General features: G+C 38.2%; 11 protein-coding genes. 1 reads left to right on the forward strand and 10 read right to left on the reverse strand.

Features of this window, described 5'->3' with window-relative positions; all coding sequences use genetic code 11:
* Both AB4114_RS22095 and AB4114_RS22100 read right to left on the reverse strand, forming a co-directional pair.
* Window positions 1-4,032 (reverse strand): InlB B-repeat-containing protein (locus AB4114_RS22095; protein WP_441990391.1); only part of this gene is annotated, 4,032 nt, incomplete at its 3' end.
* A gap of 263 nt (window positions 4,033-4,295) precedes the next feature.
* A complete protein-coding gene (locus AB4114_RS22100) occupies window positions 4,296-4,622 on the reverse strand; it encodes a hypothetical protein (RefSeq protein ID WP_441990392.1) in 327 nt (108 codons plus the stop codon).
* Window positions 4,623-4,652: 30 nt separating this feature from the next.
* Between AB4114_RS22100 and AB4114_RS22105 the strand changes: the two genes are divergently transcribed.
* The gene (locus AB4114_RS22105; protein WP_441990393.1) at window positions 4,653-4,913 is read left to right on the forward strand and encodes a helix-turn-helix domain-containing protein; all 261 of its coding nucleotides are present in this window, start codon (window positions 4,653-4,655) and stop codon (window positions 4,911-4,913) included.
* Between the two features lie 66 nt (window positions 4,914-4,979).
* On the opposite strand, the gene AB4114_RS22110 is transcribed toward AB4114_RS22105, so the two are convergent.
* The 8 genes from AB4114_RS22110 to AB4114_RS22145 form a co-directional block, all read right to left on the reverse strand.
* Window positions 4,980-5,957: a restriction endonuclease gene (locus AB4114_RS22110; RefSeq protein ID WP_441990394.1), complete on the reverse strand. Its 978-nt coding sequence runs from the start codon at window positions 5,955-5,957 to the stop codon at window positions 4,980-4,982.
* 134 nt (window positions 5,958-6,091) lie between these two features.
* Entirely contained in the window at window positions 6,092-6,511 is a 420-nt protein-coding gene (locus tag AB4114_RS22115) for a hypothetical protein (RefSeq protein ID WP_441990395.1), read from the reverse strand.
* A 137-nt stretch (window positions 6,512-6,648) separates the two neighbouring features.
* A complete protein-coding gene (locus tag AB4114_RS22120) occupies window positions 6,649-6,933 on the reverse strand; it encodes a hypothetical protein (RefSeq protein WP_441990396.1) in 285 nt (94 codons plus the stop codon).
* 397 nt (window positions 6,934-7,330) lie between these two features.
* Complete coding sequence (locus tag AB4114_RS22125) at window positions 7,331-7,507, reverse strand: hypothetical protein (RefSeq protein ID WP_441990397.1); 177 nt, start codon at window positions 7,505-7,507, stop codon at window positions 7,331-7,333.
* Window positions 7,508-7,594: 87 nt separating this feature from the next.
* Entirely contained in the window at window positions 7,595-10,000 is a 2,406-nt protein-coding gene (locus AB4114_RS22130; protein WP_441990398.1) for a DUF2357 domain-containing protein, read from the reverse strand.
* Entirely contained in the window at window positions 9,972-11,831 is a 1,860-nt protein-coding gene (locus AB4114_RS22135; RefSeq protein ID WP_441990399.1) for an McrB family protein, read from the reverse strand. Before AB4114_RS22135 ends, AB4114_RS22130 begins: the two co-directional genes overlap by 29 nt.
* 713 nt (window positions 11,832-12,544) lie before the next feature.
* Complete coding sequence (locus tag AB4114_RS22140) at window positions 12,545-14,563, reverse strand: response regulator receiver domain (protein ID WP_441990400.1); 2,019 nt, start codon at window positions 14,561-14,563, stop codon at window positions 12,545-12,547.
* Window positions 14,560-17,691 carry an ATP-binding protein gene (locus tag AB4114_RS22145; RefSeq protein ID WP_441990401.1) on the reverse strand — a complete coding sequence of 1,044 codons (3,132 nt, stop codon included), beginning with the start codon at window positions 17,689-17,691 and terminating at the stop codon, window positions 14,560-14,562. The genes AB4114_RS22140 and AB4114_RS22145 overlap by 4 nt, the downstream gene beginning before the upstream one ends.
* Window positions 17,692-17,700: the final 9 nt, after the last annotated feature.

Raw genomic sequence — 17,700 nt, forward strand, 5'->3', positions numbered from 1 at the left:
GGTGATGACTGTATCGTAGTCTGCTTGTTTGCCTTCTATTTCAATGCCATTATTCACCACGAAGCTTACTGTGTAATTAATCGGCGTCCACTTCGCGTAGAGTGTTGTATTGCCTAATACTTTATCTGTCCCAAAAACCCAAGGATTCGCTAACTGTGCTTCTTTATACCAGCCTGCAAAAGTGTAATTCTCTTTCGTTGGCACAGTTGGCGCGGTGATGACTGTATCGAAGCCTGCATGTTTACCTTCTATTTCAGTGCCATTATTCACCACGAAGTTTACTGTGTAGATTATCGGATCCCACATCGCGTAGAGTGTTGTATTGCCTAATACTTTATCCGATCCAAAAACCCACGGATTCGTTAACTCTGCTTCTTTGTACCAGCCTGCAAACGTGTAATTCTCTTTCGTTGGCACAGTCGGTGCGGTGATGACTGTATCATAGTCTGCTTGTTTACCTTCTATTTCAATGCCATTATTCACCACGAAGCTTACTGTGTAATTAATCGGCGTCCACTTCGCGTAGAGTGTTGTATTGCCTAATACTTTATCTGTCCCAAAAACCCAAGGATTCGTTAACTGTGCTTCTTTATACCAGCCTTCAAATGTGTATTTCTCTTTAGTTGGCACAGTCGGCGCAGTGATTACTGAATCATAGTCTGCTTCTTTACCCGCTATTTCAGTGCCATTATTCACCACGAAGCTTACTGTGTAGTTAATCGGATTCCACTTCGCGTAGAGTGTTGTATCGCCTAACACCTTTTCCGTTCCAAAAACCCAAGGATTCGTTAACTGTGCTTCTTTATACCAGCCTGCAAATGTGTAATTCTCTTTCGTTGGAACAGTCGGTGCGGTGATGACTGTATCATAGTCTGCTTGTTTACCCGCTATTTCAGTGTCATTATTCACCACGAAGTTTACTGTGTAGTTGATCGGATTCCACTTCGCGTAGAGTGTTGTATTGCCTACTACTTTATCCGATCCAAAAAACCACGGATCCGTTAACTGAGCATCTTTATACCAGCCCGCAAATGTGTAATTCTCTTTCATTGGCGACTCGATCGATACTGTGATTATCGTATCATAGTCAACGAACACACTAGCTACTCCACTGCCTCCATTGGAATCGAAGCTCACATTGTATGTAACCGGTGTCCATTTTGCATACAACGTCATATCGCCTAATACTTTATCATTTTGAAGATTCCACTGCGTCGCATACTCCTCATCTTCTGTATACCAGCCAGCAAATGTGTAATTCGGTTTCGTTGGCGGTTCGATCGATGCTGTGATTGCTGTATCATAGTCCACCGTCACACCAACTACTCCACTACCTTCATTGGAGTCAAAACTCACGTTATATTGTACCGGTGTCCACTTCGCATACAGCGTCATATCGCTTAATACTTTATCATTTTGAAGATTCCACTGCGTCGCATACTCCTCATCTTCTGTATGCCAGCCAGCAAACGTGTAATTCTCTTTCGTTGGCGACTCGACCGATACTGTGATTATCGTATCATAGTCCACGTACACACTGGCTACTCCACTGCCTCCATTGGAATCGAAGTTCACGGTATATGTTACCGGCGTCCATTTCGCATACAGCGTTGTATCCATCGTTATCGTAAAGGTCTCTGCTGCTGCATAATTCGTTCCTTTTCCATCAGCCGATGTATTCCATCCAGCAAAAACATAACCATTTCTAACTACTTCTCCATCATACACACCAACAGTTCCTCCACGTGTAAAAAGAGTACTAGTAGTCGGTATAGTTCCCCCTATCCCCCCATTCACATCATACGTCAGACTAACGAAGAAAGATCGTAAAGTGGGGTAACCATTATTTCGCGATGAATTCAAAGTCCAGGTATTTGCAAAATCCCAACCTGAATTCGAGTAGGTGCTCGAGTCCTTCATTTCCTCAGTTGTTTTGCCAACACCTCTTCCTTCGTCATCTTGGTCCGTTGTCTCCATGTCATAAAAGCTGTTGTTAATAGGCGTATTAGAATAACTCCCTACTAAACCACCGCTTGTCGCCTCATAATCATCCGCAAGAACGCGTCCTGCAGCGTAACTATTGCTGATCGAACCGGAATCATGATTCCTCCCAACCAATCCACCTACTCGCGTTCTCCCACTTACATCGGTTATGGCGTAGCTGTTAGTAATATTTCCATCGAAGTTGAAGCCGATCAATCCACCTGCCATTTCTTCCTCTGCATACACTTCGCCGGAAGCGTAGCTGTTGCTGATTAGACCCTCACTCTGACCTGCTAGACTACCAACATAGGATCGACCACCAATGTTTACTTCTTCTAGTCCTACATTAGTAACGCCACCATGTTTACCTATAAAAGCAAACAATCCGCTATAATCATCCATCTTATCTATTGTTAGATTCTTAATTGTGTACCCATTGCCGTCCAAATAGCCTTGAAATCTAGCTCCATACTCACCGATTGGAATCCAGTTCGCATAGCTTCCTAAATCAATATTTGCTGTCAGCTTATAAAAAGCGTTTAAATGCTTCCTGACCTCGCTCAACTGGTCATCGGTTGTAATCAAATAGGGATTGTTAGCCGTACCGTCTCCTCCAGCGAATGTTATCGATTGGATGTCCTTTGGCTCAATCGTAAATATCTTTTCACCCGGATTATCTCCTGTTAGACGGATGATCATGGTATTTCCTGCATTGACCATGATATTGTCAAGAGAAGTGCCTGTGATCGGAGTGAAAATCTCCCCGTCTACCGAATACTCCATGCCTTCTGCTACATGGTTTAATTTCGTTGTTCCTGGAGTTGAACCTTGAGTCAAAGACGTAAACGCCCAAAGTCGTGGATATTGATTGGGAAGCTGATACCAGTCAAAGCCCTCCCAGCTCTGATACGTACCATGCGACTTCATATCAGTCGTTGTTTTGCCGATACCTTTCCCTTCGTCCGCTGGCGTGGATGTTCCACTGTCATAGAAGCTGTTGGAGATAGCGCCATTATTATTACTCCCGACCAAGCCACCCGTATGCGCCATATTAACTCCGTTTACGAGTCCCGAAGCATAACTATTGGTGATTCCACTAAAATTAGTGCCTACTAATCCGCCCGCATCATCTCTGCCATTCCCGCTCACGCTCCCTGTGGCGTAGCTCTCTATTATTTGACCATAATCGTAATTCTCACCAACCAGACCACCAAGTGCAGCTGAAACTGTTCCACTTACACTTGTCGAAGCATAACTGCTACTGATCGTCCCGCTATTACGGCCAACCAAGCCACCTATATAAGCACTATCTTCTCCATCGCGTATATCTCCACTAACACTGCCTGTAGCGTAGCTATTGTAGATCGTCCCCTCATTCATACCAGCTAGCCCAGCTACATATCGGTAACCAGTGACATTTACATTTTCTAATCTCATGTTCGCTACTGAACCGTGATCACCAATATATCCAAATAGCCCTCGAAAATCATAAATAGACCAATTAATCGTTACATTTGAAATTGTGAATCCGTTACCGTCTATATGACCCTGAAATCTATCTTCCCAATTTCCCCCGATCGGCTCCCAGCCAGAACCGTCATTGTAGGAACTACCACCTAAATCAATGTCAGCAATCAGTTTAAAATAGACACTGTAGTTGTTCGTATATTTTCTTACAGCATCAAGCTGTTTCCCAGTTGCGATTAGAAACGGACTATCCCCACTACCCATTCCTCCAGCGAAATCTATATCCCGAATGTAACAATGCTTATACACACCAGGCATGGGGTCATAATTGGCGATTGAACTCGTATCGCATGAAACACCATCTGTAAAAAACTTAGTTACACCATAGCCTCCATTCCCGTAAAGCACTTCTTTCGTCCCCGAAAAAGCACAAAATCCCCCCTCATCCGCACAGTACACCCATTCTTCATCCTGTGCTGCAACTTTTGCAGTATTGCTTGGTGTCAGCAGTGCCAACACACTACCTAAAACTAACAACATCGCTAAGATCGTGGTTAATCCACTTCTCCCTATCTGGCGCACCCTACTTCCTCCTCTAAATCTACTGTTTAAAATGAAAAAATGTTTATATGTTTGTTACAAACTTCTCGCACGTGTTAAGTTCTTATGTAGTTTTATAGTCCTGCACATTCATAGTCACTTAGACCTATTAACATATTCCACAATTCAACTTAATTCCCTTTATTATGACAAAAATTTCGTTATTGCTTTAAAGCTATACAAAGCAAAAAATCCCCAGAATGGGGATTGGATTGTTAGCGTTACGGATGTAGTCACATCTAGCGCTATTTTAACTTATTTTCCAATAAACTTTTCTCTAATCTGATATGAAGCAGTTCGGTGTCTAAATCCTGACCTATCCTATGAACCGCGGTAACAATGTCTTCTGCTGTGAGAATATGAATAGAATCCGCCTTGTCAGATACATACTTTAACATAACTTCAATGAACTCTTTGCATACTCCAATTCTATGGTTGAGCATATTCTCCTCTGCAACAAACTCATTGAATTTGATTTGTATCTCCTGAATATCAATCACCTCCACGATGTTACTTGTATGCGTACCAATCTTAAAAACATTATATGGTACGTTATTGCGTATAGTCAACATTTAACTATGATTCCTTAAAGGTGGCTCTCCATGGTGAAAAAAATAGTCGTTAAAATCTCCGATCTTACCAAACAACATAAGATTTCCTTACGGGAATTATCTCGGTTATCTGATGTAAGACATGCAGCATTAAGTGAATTATCCAATGGGAAGAGGGAGAATGTGAATTTCTCTCATATTGTTAGAATCGCAGAGGCTTTGAATATTGTGGATATTAGGGAGATCATTGATCTTGTCGAGGTTGATAATGGGGATGGCGAGCTAATCTTGAAGGAAAGAAAGAGACCCTAGAAGCTACGGCGTCTAAGGTCTCTTTAACTTGATATGGGATGTATCGGTAATCCGATACCTTCATTTTTAAACCGACCTCGTCTGCCTACACTTAGGGAATGTGGAACAGCCCAAGAACGCCTTGCCTTCTCTCCCTTTCCTCGTAACCATAGGAGCACCACATGTACATATTGTTTCATTAGTAACTGCGACTTGAGCTTGGGATCTTTGTACTTCTTTTTGAACTGTATCTTTGACAGGTTGTACCTTTATCTTCTTATTCGTTGGTTGCCATTTTCCCCATGATTTCAATTTCTGCTCTACAACCACCCCATGCCAATAATCAACTTTGAACTGTTCAGCTTCTTTTTTGGCAGGTTCCRTTAAATCCGAAGTAGTGATTAGTAACGATAAGATGCAATCATGGTTTCTTTTAGCTCCGACCAGTTCCCGAACAATTTGTACACCAACAGTGTTATGGTTTGCGTAGCATTTGGCTTGTACGGCTGTCTTCTCACCACGTTGGTCAATAATGACTAGATCTACTCCCCCATCCTTACCACCTACACCAACTTCCTTAACCTCGTAGCCTTTATCTCGAAAATAAAGCGCAAGCAATCGTTCGAACTCTGCTCCAGATAAGCGATCGAGCGAACTACTTAATATTTCTTCATCTGATCTATTTTGTACCATTCGAGGCCTTTGAACTTTAACACTACTAGATTTTAATTTCGTTTTCTTGGCTCTGCCTTGTTTCTTTCTAGAAAGTAAACCAAATACAACACCAAGAGCGACGGCGGAGATTAACATTCCTATAATCATCCCTGTAACTGTCCAGTCTTTAACGAAATCTTTTATTTCATCAAACCTCTCAGAGCTTGTAAATAAAATAAAAACGGCTCCAATGAACCAGACTAGTGTCGCAAGCTTCTCGTGCAACCAATTACTTAGAAAACTGTAATAAAGCAATGCTCCTATAAATGTAAACAGCGCAATGCACATGGCAATGAAATAAAATGGGGCAACAAAACTTTGAATTGCTAATTGAGATAGATCGCTATTCATAGATGTGGATTCCTTTCCAATCTTAAGTGGGAGTAGATTTCTGGATAAATTCGACATTATGTTACATAATTCCTTCCATTTTGTAATATAAAAAAAACACCCTGTAGTCGGGTGCTTTCTCCTGCGACTCTCATTTACCCCTTATCAAGAAAGGTATTCCCTTTGGACATTTGCTTAGAGATAACGTCGACAATATAAGTTATAATTTTCTTTTTAGTTTTCCGTTTTCGTACCTTCCTTACTGGATCCAGGCCGTTATTCAAAACAATATCTATAAGAATCTCAACTTCATATGTATTTAAATGTTCTTTTAAACCCTCAGGGCCTTCTGTCGAGATAATTGTAAAGATATCAGGCAAAGGAATTGCTTCCGAAACAACCGACTTAACTTCCATTTGTACCGCGCGTTTCCCTTGAGAGTTTTTTCCTTTAGAAAAGTTGATACCTTCAAATATCCATTGCGCGAATTGTTCATCTTGTTCAATTTTCTCAGCAAGTCTGATAAATATCGTTGAAAGTTGTTTTCTAAAATTAGCATCACTAAATTTGGACATAAGTTTGAAGTTCCTCCGCCAACCTTTGAAAGGACTGATATAGGTAATCACCATTATTTCCGTACTTTTGTCCACTAAGCCAAAAATGCTTATTAAATGCAAAAAGCGCTGGCACTTCCCTGGCCAACGCTTCTTACTTATTTTCTCCTGTAGAATTTCTCCCAATTTCTAAGTATTCTTTCTTTTGATAATCTTGAATGAAGTCTTGCATTCATTTCCCACTCGAGAATGGCCTTTTCTTTTGTCTGATAAAACCGATAATCGCAAATATTCCAGGAACAAAATATTTTTCTGTAAGATCTTCCATTTTCGATAATCCCGTCATGTCGTCTTACAGCTTTAGCTGCTTGACGTTTGGCCCACTTACTTCTTGGAGAAGTGAGATCGGTACATACTGGGCATTTTTTGTAACTTCTGCTCATTGGTCTAACCTCCTTGGGGGAAGTTAGAGGCCGTCCAATTTCTTCATTTACTCACCTCTTTCATTTTCTTGTTTTAACTATTTATATATACTGAGTTATTGTAAAATATGTTTCTGTAGATATCCCAATAACTTAAAAAAAACCTCCACCGTTTGTGTGAGGGAGGTCTTTGATTCTACCGAAAAATCACGTCTTTTTTGAATACATTCCTTGGCTAATTTTATGACTTCTTTTCCTGCAGACACTTTTCTACTCTCAGGATGGACCGAATCGATACTCATTGCCAGAGCGTCTGGGTCAATTAACACTTATTCCAAGCCGGTCAACAATGAAGTTTCTTATGGTGCTTTTCCCACTTCCATTGTTCCCAGCAAAAATGTACATAATAGGTGACAGTTCATGCATGAGGGGGATCCTGTTCGGTAACAGGAATAACATCACCGTTATTGAATTCCTTAATAATTTGACCCTCCGCAGTCTTATATACAATGTAAGTTTCGTTCGCTTTAGCATCTAGCTTAGCACGATCACCAGTGAGCTTGATAAGCTTTTGGAGATCTTTGATTTGATTCATGAGTCTCACCATCCCAGTAACTAATTATCAACATTTGTTTTATTTTAAAAAAAGCACAAATGAACATGTAACTTATGCCTTTTAATCCTACTCGACTTCAATCCCCACAACCAAACTCCCCTGATCCACATGCTCCCGATCAAGCTTCACGCGAACCTTACCCACACGCCGCTTCTCTCGCCAGTCGCGAAGCTCTTCTTCCGTTTCTAAACGAAGCTCAGAAACTTCCTTAGCTCTATTAAAAATGTAATCCGTTGTATATAAAATCCGATAAATCCCATGCCCCGCGGGAATAATAGCCGTCTCTCTTCGGATCCACTTGTCCACTTCAAATACAACATAAAGCTCATCTGTCGCACCCCGACTTGAGGGAATCGCTGCTATGGCAGAGCGTGGAACAACCTTCCAGTCCTTCACTCTTCCATACCAGGAAATACCCGCTTCCTCTGTGCCGAACAAACGAATCGACTGATACAATGCCACGTACTCTATACGGGTCAACACCTTATGATCCGTTATATTACGCAAAGGCGTATGATAAAATCCATGCTCCAAAGCAGCCTCCAGCTGAGACTTTTTACTCAATGCACCAACCAAAACATTTTTACCCGACATTTTATCCTTGTAATACTCCTTCGTACCTCTCGGCCTAGTCGTCCGTTCGTAAGCTTTCTCTGGGCTATCCATAATGATCTCGTCCAAGAACTTCTCCATCAAGCTCGTTGAATTCGGCAAAAAAGGAAAAGCCCCAATGTTGATAAGCTCCACACTTTTATAAAACTTATGCTCCTGAAACCGCTCCTCATCATGATAGGGAAACAACACATAAGCCCCAAACATGCTCCGCTCGTACTCTTGGCCTTGCCCCTCCGAATACACAATCGCATCTCGATAGCGGTGCATCGTGTTAATATCATCTTCTTCCGGCCCCGGCATCCGGTATCGCTCAAAATAAGGCGTCCCCTCATAAGCCGGATTAATCCGGTACTTCGCATCAAAAATATACTTATACTCCGCCGCGGCGTCGTTTTTCTTCAAAGTCAGGACATTATCTGGCCGCTGAGAAAGAGTTGGACTCTTATCTCCCTTCGGCAGCGCATTATAAAACAGCGTGAAAATCTCACCATTCACAGGATTCCTATACTCCATCTTAGCCTGCTGCGACTTATCCAGTGTGACGAATAGCCCACTCCGATTGAGTTTTATAATATCTTGTTTCAATAGTTCATATTTTTTGCTTAAAAGGTGGTGAATCTTCAAGAAGCACCAATATTCATAGAGTTGGGCCAAATCTTTCATCGATAGTCGGAATAGGTCATTCTGAATCGATAGACCTTTTAACAGCATTAAATAATACCTATATACCTCCCGGTACCCTGATGCCAACTGTAAGACCAAAGATATCGACAGTTGTCTCATCTCACCTACAACTAGAAAATCATGCTGCAACAGTCGTTGTACATGACTCATCATTAGATTCAATTTCTTCGTAAGTTCAGGATCTTCCACGCGGCTTTTCTGTGCCAAACGCGTTTTAATGTCCTTAAGCTTTTGCTCAATACGTACAAGCACCCATTTCACAAAACGATTCTCCGCCGTATCATAATTAACATGACGCCTGTTTTCTAGCATGTGAGTTGGGGTATATCGCTCTCCTCTTACCGTAATAACACCGTTCACCGAGTCTTTCACTAATAGTTGAGGACGCTTAGCTAGAAAGTTGATGTTTCCTTTACCAGCTCTTTTGACACGGGCAGCGTCTACCAGTCGATTCTCGCTCTGCAGCTTGGAATGGGGTGAGAGCTTAATGCGTTCAACAGCTTGAACAAGCTGCGTAAATATATGCTGAAGGATCGTAAAATACTCCGTCAAACTCTGATGATTCGTCTCTTTCAAACCGGTCATGTTAAATGTTTTGCGCAGAAAATCAAAAGATAGATTATAAATCTGTGCATTAACGTCATTAAGTATCATTTGATAGTCGTTCTTGTAATCAATTTTGGCCGGAAAAATCTCTAGTTGAAGACGAAATATAGCCTCCCCATTCAAACGAAGCTCAAGTTCGGACTGACCGACTTCATTTTGAAAATTAAGAACCCCCGACAAAATCATCTTCCCTAACGGTTTAACAGCCTGCCTCAAATTAACATTATCATGGAAAAAGGATAAAGAAATATCCCCCTTCTTTTCGATCACCAGCTCATAGGCCTGCGTCTCATAAAAAGTTGGCGTACACACATCGCCCGAACTCCAACTCCTTACACCCCCATCCTCATGGTTGAAAACAGCAATCGTCTCTATTGAAAGTGTATCTGTAAGCGGAGCAACATGAAAATGCGCATCCACCCACTCCTGATCCACATTACGATGAAGATTCAAAGTCTCAACTGTAGGATGGAACGGCTTGCCCTGAATATAGAGATTAAACAGATTCGTCTCAATCCACAGCAATTCCCTACTCTGATTAAGAGATCCAGTATGAGGTAAATCCATCTTCTTCTAACCTCCGTAGCATGAAGGCAATTTTCCGTGCACTATGTGGATATTTGGACGCTGCCAGTGTTTCCATAGATAGATAAAGCTTCGAGGCATCTTCTCTGTATTCCGAAAGAGGCAGGGTGCGATCCTGAGCCACTTGCATTAATTGCAGCAAAGCATTTTTTACAGAAGCATTACTACCTTGTATACGAGGCAAAATCTTCTGAAGCAACTGCATATCAAATGCAGCTTCCTTACTTAACAATCCAAAGCGTTCGTTATAGATCATATAGAAACATACCGCATCCCGAATACGAAACCCTACATGTGAATGGATCTGCTCTAAAATTCCATTGATTTTAACCAATAACTCCGTCGTATTCTCCGTTAGCTGCTTATAGTCCCTATACACATCTACAAGCTGCAAATACTCGCTCCGTAATAACGAATTAGGAGGCACGGGGGCATCCGTACGATCTGTGAGATCCTCCAATGACGGATATTGACCAAGCTCAATGTAATTGAACTCGATTGTGTTCGCCCGGTCTAATACCTTTTTGCTAAAAGGATGCGTCGTCTCATCCATATTTACCGTTCCTACGATGTACACATTGTCTGGCAAATAGAGATTGCCGTACATCTGTTTATCTGACTCCTTTTGTAAGGAGTCTCTATGTATAAGCGGCGTTGTTACAATCCTTTGGTTATGCCACTCCTGTGTCTCTAGTACACTCAATAGATCACTAAAATAATGCTCAACCCTAGCCAAATTCATCTCATCCAAGCAGATAAAATAAGGCTTATGCTGGTTACCAGGCTTTGAAGCTTCAACCAATATTTCCGTTAACTTCCCAGGGCGAAAAGTCCCCGATAAATCCTTGTACCCCAACAGATCCGAAGGATCACTCCAATCCGGACGTACTGGCACTAATGAGAACTGGCCATTACTCGCCGTTGCTCCTACAGCCTCAGCGAACAGCTTCACAAGCTTTGTTTTCCCAGTACCTGACACCCCTGCAAGGATGACGAATGGTTTTGTTTTTAGGGATAGGAAGAAGTTCTCGATCCAATGGTCAGGATACATGAAGCCTTTATTTGCAATGAAATTCTTGATTGTGGATACTCGCTCGATTACCGTTAGTGAATCCACCAGAGGTGTCTCCAGTGCTTCTTCTTCATCATATTCAAACCCTTCAACATCAAAGAGTTCTGTAGCTGTAGTAACATCGTGCATCTGTTGCCAAATTGGTTGGAAAATCTCAAAGTAATGAAATATCTTTTTTTCAAGATCAAATCCACTAGATAGTAGCTCTTCTTTCTTAAAATAACGTGTAATGCCGCACTTCGCACCAGTTTTGTTTCTAATTCGCATTAGAAACTCATCAATAGTTGAAATGTCTTTACCACTAGTATTTAACCACTCAGCAGTTAAAACAAATTTCTCCTCTATCATTAACTTTTCTACTAAATGACGATTAGAGGATTGAGAAAGTAACTCTATGAATCTACTTTCCGACAACCGCATTCTGTTTTCTTTCTCTTCTTTTTTCCAAGCTTCAACTTTACCTGATGAAGAACCACCCGATCCGAAGCAGAATGTAATTTCAAAGGTTCCTTTTTGAAACACCCAAGAATATTGAAAACTATAAGACTTATCTTTATCTATAGAAATACCTGACCAAAGGTAATCTTTAGGCTGGTTTCCATAAGGAGTAGGACTGCCAATTCTCGCATTAATTAAACAATCATCCAATCTATATTTCTCCAAAAATGATTCACCAAACTCTAAAGCTAGCTTGTTGAATTCAATTAATTCATTCTCGTACTTGTGACGCAACACTTTCATTTGCTCCCTCTTTACTTCAAGAGAGACCTCGCTTCTTTGAATCTCATTTATTGCACTAGTAATTTCCTGATAAGTATGAAAGAAATCGCTTGTAATTAACTCGTTAAAACTCAATTAAATCCCCCATTTTTCTAGACCAAAGTACTCTTCTTTCCGTAATCTCAAGAAATAAATCCAAATAGTTTAACTGGCTTTTTGATCTCACGCAGGGTTCCCAATCAACTACTTATACATCGAGTTTAATACTTACCTGATAATCTTTCATCTCTATTTTATGGTCTTTTAAGTTTCTTTTGATTCTATTACTTTTTTGATAAGGAGTATCCTATTTTAATAAGTAATACAACCAATATAGAGGATTCGCTTCAGTACATATAATTTCATGTTTTAATCTTAACAATTGCAGCCAGATTCCCCACGCAGACCTCCCATCTGAAAAATCACTTCCTGAGAAATGAGCGAAGTTACGGCCAATAATAATCAATATACTCCTATTATAGTCTTTAAATTATCCATTAAAAAAACCGATTATTATAATGTTCAATAAATTTGTTGTTATTAGAACCTGTTCACAAAGCTCATAAAATTGGATGAAACCAAAAATGCACCTGTGCGAAAAATGGTAAAATGGAAGTACCACTACAACCATAATAACCATTCACGAGGTGCATACACATGGACTTACAGCTTGAATTGCTGCCCTACCACAGTAATTATAAAAAGTTTTTAAAATTATTTATATAGCTGGATTCTTTAAAAAATAGTTCATCTACCCCTGCTCTAGACTGATATGCAATATATCGATTCATTACATTTTGAATGTACTCTTTACGTAAATAAAGCATTTTTTTCATATTATCTAATTTCACATCATCTTCATGCAGTGTTATAACTTCATAAAAATTCCATTTAATAATTTTGACTTTTTTTTCTTCAGGAAAAGGAACTGCCATATAAAAACAGTTAGGACTGTCAGAATTTTTAAGATTACTCTCCCCTGAATTTGGTTCTATTCTTCCCACTAAAAATTTTAAATTTCTCTCAACCTTTGAAGTATTAAAAGTATCACAGTAAGGAGTAATACATAAAAGATATGTATCATTTTCTACTTTACGATAAATTGAACCAGTTTCAATTTGGTCATTCTTGCTTTCGTTGAACTTCATCAATTTAGTGAAACTATAAATTTGCTTCTTGTACGAAATACTAAATTCCGACTCGTCTCCGAAATATGCTGGCCATAATACAAGCAACTCTAATAATTTTTCCTTTTCGATATCAGATCCATTGATTTTATTAAGAAATTCATTTTTAAAATTATCATAAGACTTACCTTCACCACTTAAAAGTAACTCCTCTATTATTGGGGTTAGATTATTTTCCAAAATAAACTTTTTAAACTGGCCACTTAACTTAAGACTAAAGAAGTTGCTTATGTCATTAAGATTTACTTCATTGAGAGGGCACAGTGTTAGTGAAGTTGTTATATCCGTTTGTAAGGAATTATCACTCTTTTCATTCAAGAACTCATCCCAAAGCATTACTATAAGAAATACATCTTTATGTAGTTCCGAGTTATCGACCAAAGCAATTATTTTTTCTTMAAGCTCTTGTAAGCCCTGTTGATGATCTTGGACTGTTTTAGCTAATTGTGAAACAAAAACTGAATTTCTAAATAAATTTATCAGAGGCTTCTTTGTTTTATCTGATCCGATTTCAAGAATCAGTTTCACCATTTTATCAAAAGAAAATCCATCTATTTGTATCTTAGTGACATTCTTTAATCGGTTAATTTTATTTTCAATAACAAAATTATACTTATAGTCTTCGTGATCACCTTCCATTACAAGCCCTAAAAACTTATCCGTTAAAAATCTAGCAATTTCATTTTCCTGAATCTTAGCAGTAAGTATTTGAGAAAAAATCACCTTTTCAAAGGGTGAGCTAAACTCTAGCATTGCCCTACTTATGTTATTATTGATTCTAGAAGCTGTATCCATAAAATGAAGAACCAAGCTTTTATCAGCCAAAAGCTTTTGTGAGATTATCGGGATGATTTCCCTTGGCTTAAATTGGTTTTTGGAAATAATAAACCCAAATAACTTATGTCCAGAATCACTAATATTTTCAAAAAAATAACCGTTCCGTTTTGTTATCAGGTTATTTTCAGATAAATAATCCATGATGCCATCAAAATCATCGGATGCTGTATAAATAACAGCGCACTTTAAACCTTTACCAAAACTCGCATACTTATGTAATATTGCTGAAGCTGCCGTTCCCGGCTCTACTGCATTAATTTGGGAATTTTCTAAATCCCAGTCAACGATTAATAGCTTGATTGTGGAAAGTAAGGTTGCCAATACTACTTCAACTTGTGCAACATCAATTGTCGAATCATACTTAAATGGGGTAGTAACAAACCCCTCTTCCATTAATTGTACATGTATTGCTGCCTCAGGCTGTAAGGAATATTTTTTTTCGTGCACTGCTGGGGCCGCTGCCGCAGCAGACTCATCCATACTTGCCTTAAAATATTCCTTCTCTTCTTCCGATACAACTAAAAGTGCTGGATCTACAGCTCCAAGATCAATATTGCTTATGACCGCGTCGATAGTCTCTTCTACAACAATCCTTACATTTAGATCTAATTCATCATCTATTATTAATATTGAATTAAAGTAATCCTTAACTATATGATTTATGTAGGTTAATTCTGCAGTCGAACTCATTTTTGCACCTCTCGTAGTATCGAATCTTTATTAAACTGAATTCCAAAACAAGCTCCACCAATATTTCTCAGGGTGTGAATGTTATCTTCTAGAAACAAAAAGTGCCCCCTTGATTCTAAGGTATCTCTTGAAAGAAATAACCCTAAACCCCTACCTTGCATTTTCTTGGTAAAGTATGGTTCAAAAATCCTTACCACATCTGATTCTTTTACCCCCTGGCCTGTATCGTGAATAAACAATGTTTGATTTGTTCCAGAGTAATAAAAATGAATTTCCCGTTTATTTTGATTGAGCATCCAATAAATTGCATTCGATATTACATTTGCAATAGGCGTAAATAATACTGATTCAATTTCTCTTACTATTATATCTTCAGGCACTTCATTAACTATATTAATTACATATTTTCTTATATCAGTTGAAAAATACTCCAGTACATCATCGATAAACAGTCTTAAATTAATATCTTTTGCTCTTTTTCTCGACTGTCTATATAAGGGACTCATTCTGGCTTGAAGCCGTTCTAATGAAGAAAAAGATTGACTAACTCTCTGAATGACAGGCGCTAAAGGAGTTGGTGTAAGTGCTTTAGATAATGCATCAACATTATCTCTAATCACTTTGTTTAATGAGTTAAATTCATGACTCGTCATCTCAGCTGCAAGTCCTACTGCAGATAGATCACGATACATATCAACTTCCTTTTTCAGCAGCCCTATCAAAAATTCATCATTGTTAATAAAATTGATATTGTTTAAATTATCGATAACTTTACTTAACAATAATTCTGTATTTCTTATGATTGTACTTTGCTTTATTTCATTTTCAAAACTTATCATCTTATCTTGTATTCTGTTAATATCAGAATTGAAATCCTTTAATATTTCTTGAACAGCTTTTTGTAGAGTATTGTCTTTCAATAATATAGATTTGTTGTTGTTTTTATATTGATTAAATTTCTTCTGATACTCGATAAGCTTCTCTATTTCTTTATTTATTGTTTTTCTACTTTCTTCAGTTGAATTTTTTAATAAATTCATTGTTTCTGCTCGAATTTCATCCAATAATTCATAATGATCTTTGAAATAACCGTTGTTTAATTCATTTATCTTCCTAATGAATCCATCAATCCATACTAGTGCCTCATCTAAATTAGTATAAATGCTGACTAAGTCCTCATTTTCTTTTAATACTACTACAAGTTCAAGTTGGCTCACCAAAAAATCAAGATTTTTGTTGCATTTTACCTTCTCACCAGCGTGTTCGTTATTCAATTCTTCAACCAATTCAATAAAATCGATTGAATGATTGTATCTTGGATTTATTTCAAGCTTAGTGCGCTTAAGCATATCTATTTTTTCAATACACTCTCTCTTAAAAGAGTAGATAAGATCATACTTTTCCAGTTTACTCCTACACAATTCTATTTTATTTTTATAGTTCTCATATTCTTCATTGATATTAATAAATATATTGGATGATTGGACCTCCAAATGTTCTCTAAAATTATCTATTGCTTTATATAGGTCTTTAAAGTATTGTTTTTCTTTTTGTTCCTCTTCTAATTGTTGCTGTCTAGCATTCTCTTGCCTTTCGTATTCTTCTTTTAATGCGTTTAAATAGTTATTTCTCTTACCCTCATCTTGAGTCGTACCTAAATAATCAAGCGCCCACCACTTCAATAAATTGATAGCCACATTTCGAAAGTAATTGTAGCTGGAATTTTCCACGAATCCTTCCCTACTTGATTTATCCACCAAATTTGGATTTGAAATTTTACTAATCTCCATGAAACCAAACATTCTTCGATGGCTAAATAAATATGTAGCAGCACGTCTGGATCTTCTCTCCTCCATATGCAAAAAATCGTTTCCTTTTTCACCATAAGGAAGAATTCTCAAACCATCCCTGTAAACATAAATTCCTCCGATTTCTTCAAGCTTATCTCTCATATCACGATGTTGATCTTTATTTAATGAGGAGACACCTGCATTTCCCTCTACAAAATACCATTTGAGATAGATGGGGCCGAAGTCTTTATAATTTTTATTACTAAGCCCTTTAGATAATTCACTTGCAGGTACGGAAACATCCTCTACTTTGCCCTGTCCGCGCATAGATGCTTTGCCGTTGAAAGTCCCATCAATTATTTCACCCTTTAATGCATAATCATATAGTTTAATGTCGTCCTTGTTAAACCACTGTTCATCCTCTAATTGGTGTCCATTTATGTGAATTTTAGGGTTGAAGCTATCGTCTTCATTTATTTCTTTTTTTGAGGAAGAGGTATTTTTCGTTGCTATAAGTAATTTTTCCTGTTCTACTTCTTCATCATAAATATCAATATAGTTTTGAAAAGAGTACAACAGATCTTTTAACCTTCGATATCGAATTTCTAGTGTTTCATCCTTAACTTGAAGATTTTTAATATTTTCATACACCCTCCAATCCCAACCAGAATCAATATCTGTAAGGTAAAAGATGGTTCCCCCTTTACGGCTTTCAATTATATTCATCCAATCAAACACTTTTTTTTCTATTTCGAAAGAATCGATTTGTTCAGTTACAAGATTTCTGACTTCACTGTCCCATCTAGCATTGTCATATAAATTATTCGACAACATATTTTTCAGATCTTTTTTGTTATCTTTCAAATAAATAGAAACTTCGTCCCGTGTATTAAAAGTTTTTAACGGAATTTCTATATCATCAAGAAACATTTTCTCGTTTCTGAAAAGTTCCCAATGAAGATATAGGACACACCATTTGCCATCTAACTTCTTTTTAGAGATTATTAATAACTGATCTCCTAATAAAGACACAGCTAATCTACCTATTCCTTTCTCACCGATTTTAACTCTATTTTTTTTTGTGCGTTTAATATCCTTTGTTTTTTTCGAATAAGTCCCAATTGTAAGCCAATTTTGTTCTAAGTCATCCGCACTCATTCCATCCCCGTCATCGCAAACTAAGATGCATTGTTTATCAGTATTTATGTCTATAAGTCCCTCCGAAGCATCTGCATCATATGCATTTCTTAATAACTCGGATATAGCGGTTACTTCATCCCTAATCTGCTGTTTACCAAGGAGATCTACAGCCCTAGCTCTTGTTTTAAATTTTGCCATCTCCACAAC

This window comes from Paenibacillus sp. 2RAB27 (assembly GCF_052115445.1).
Classification (GTDB): Bacteria; Bacillota; Bacilli; order Paenibacillales; family NBRC-103111; genus Paenibacillus_E.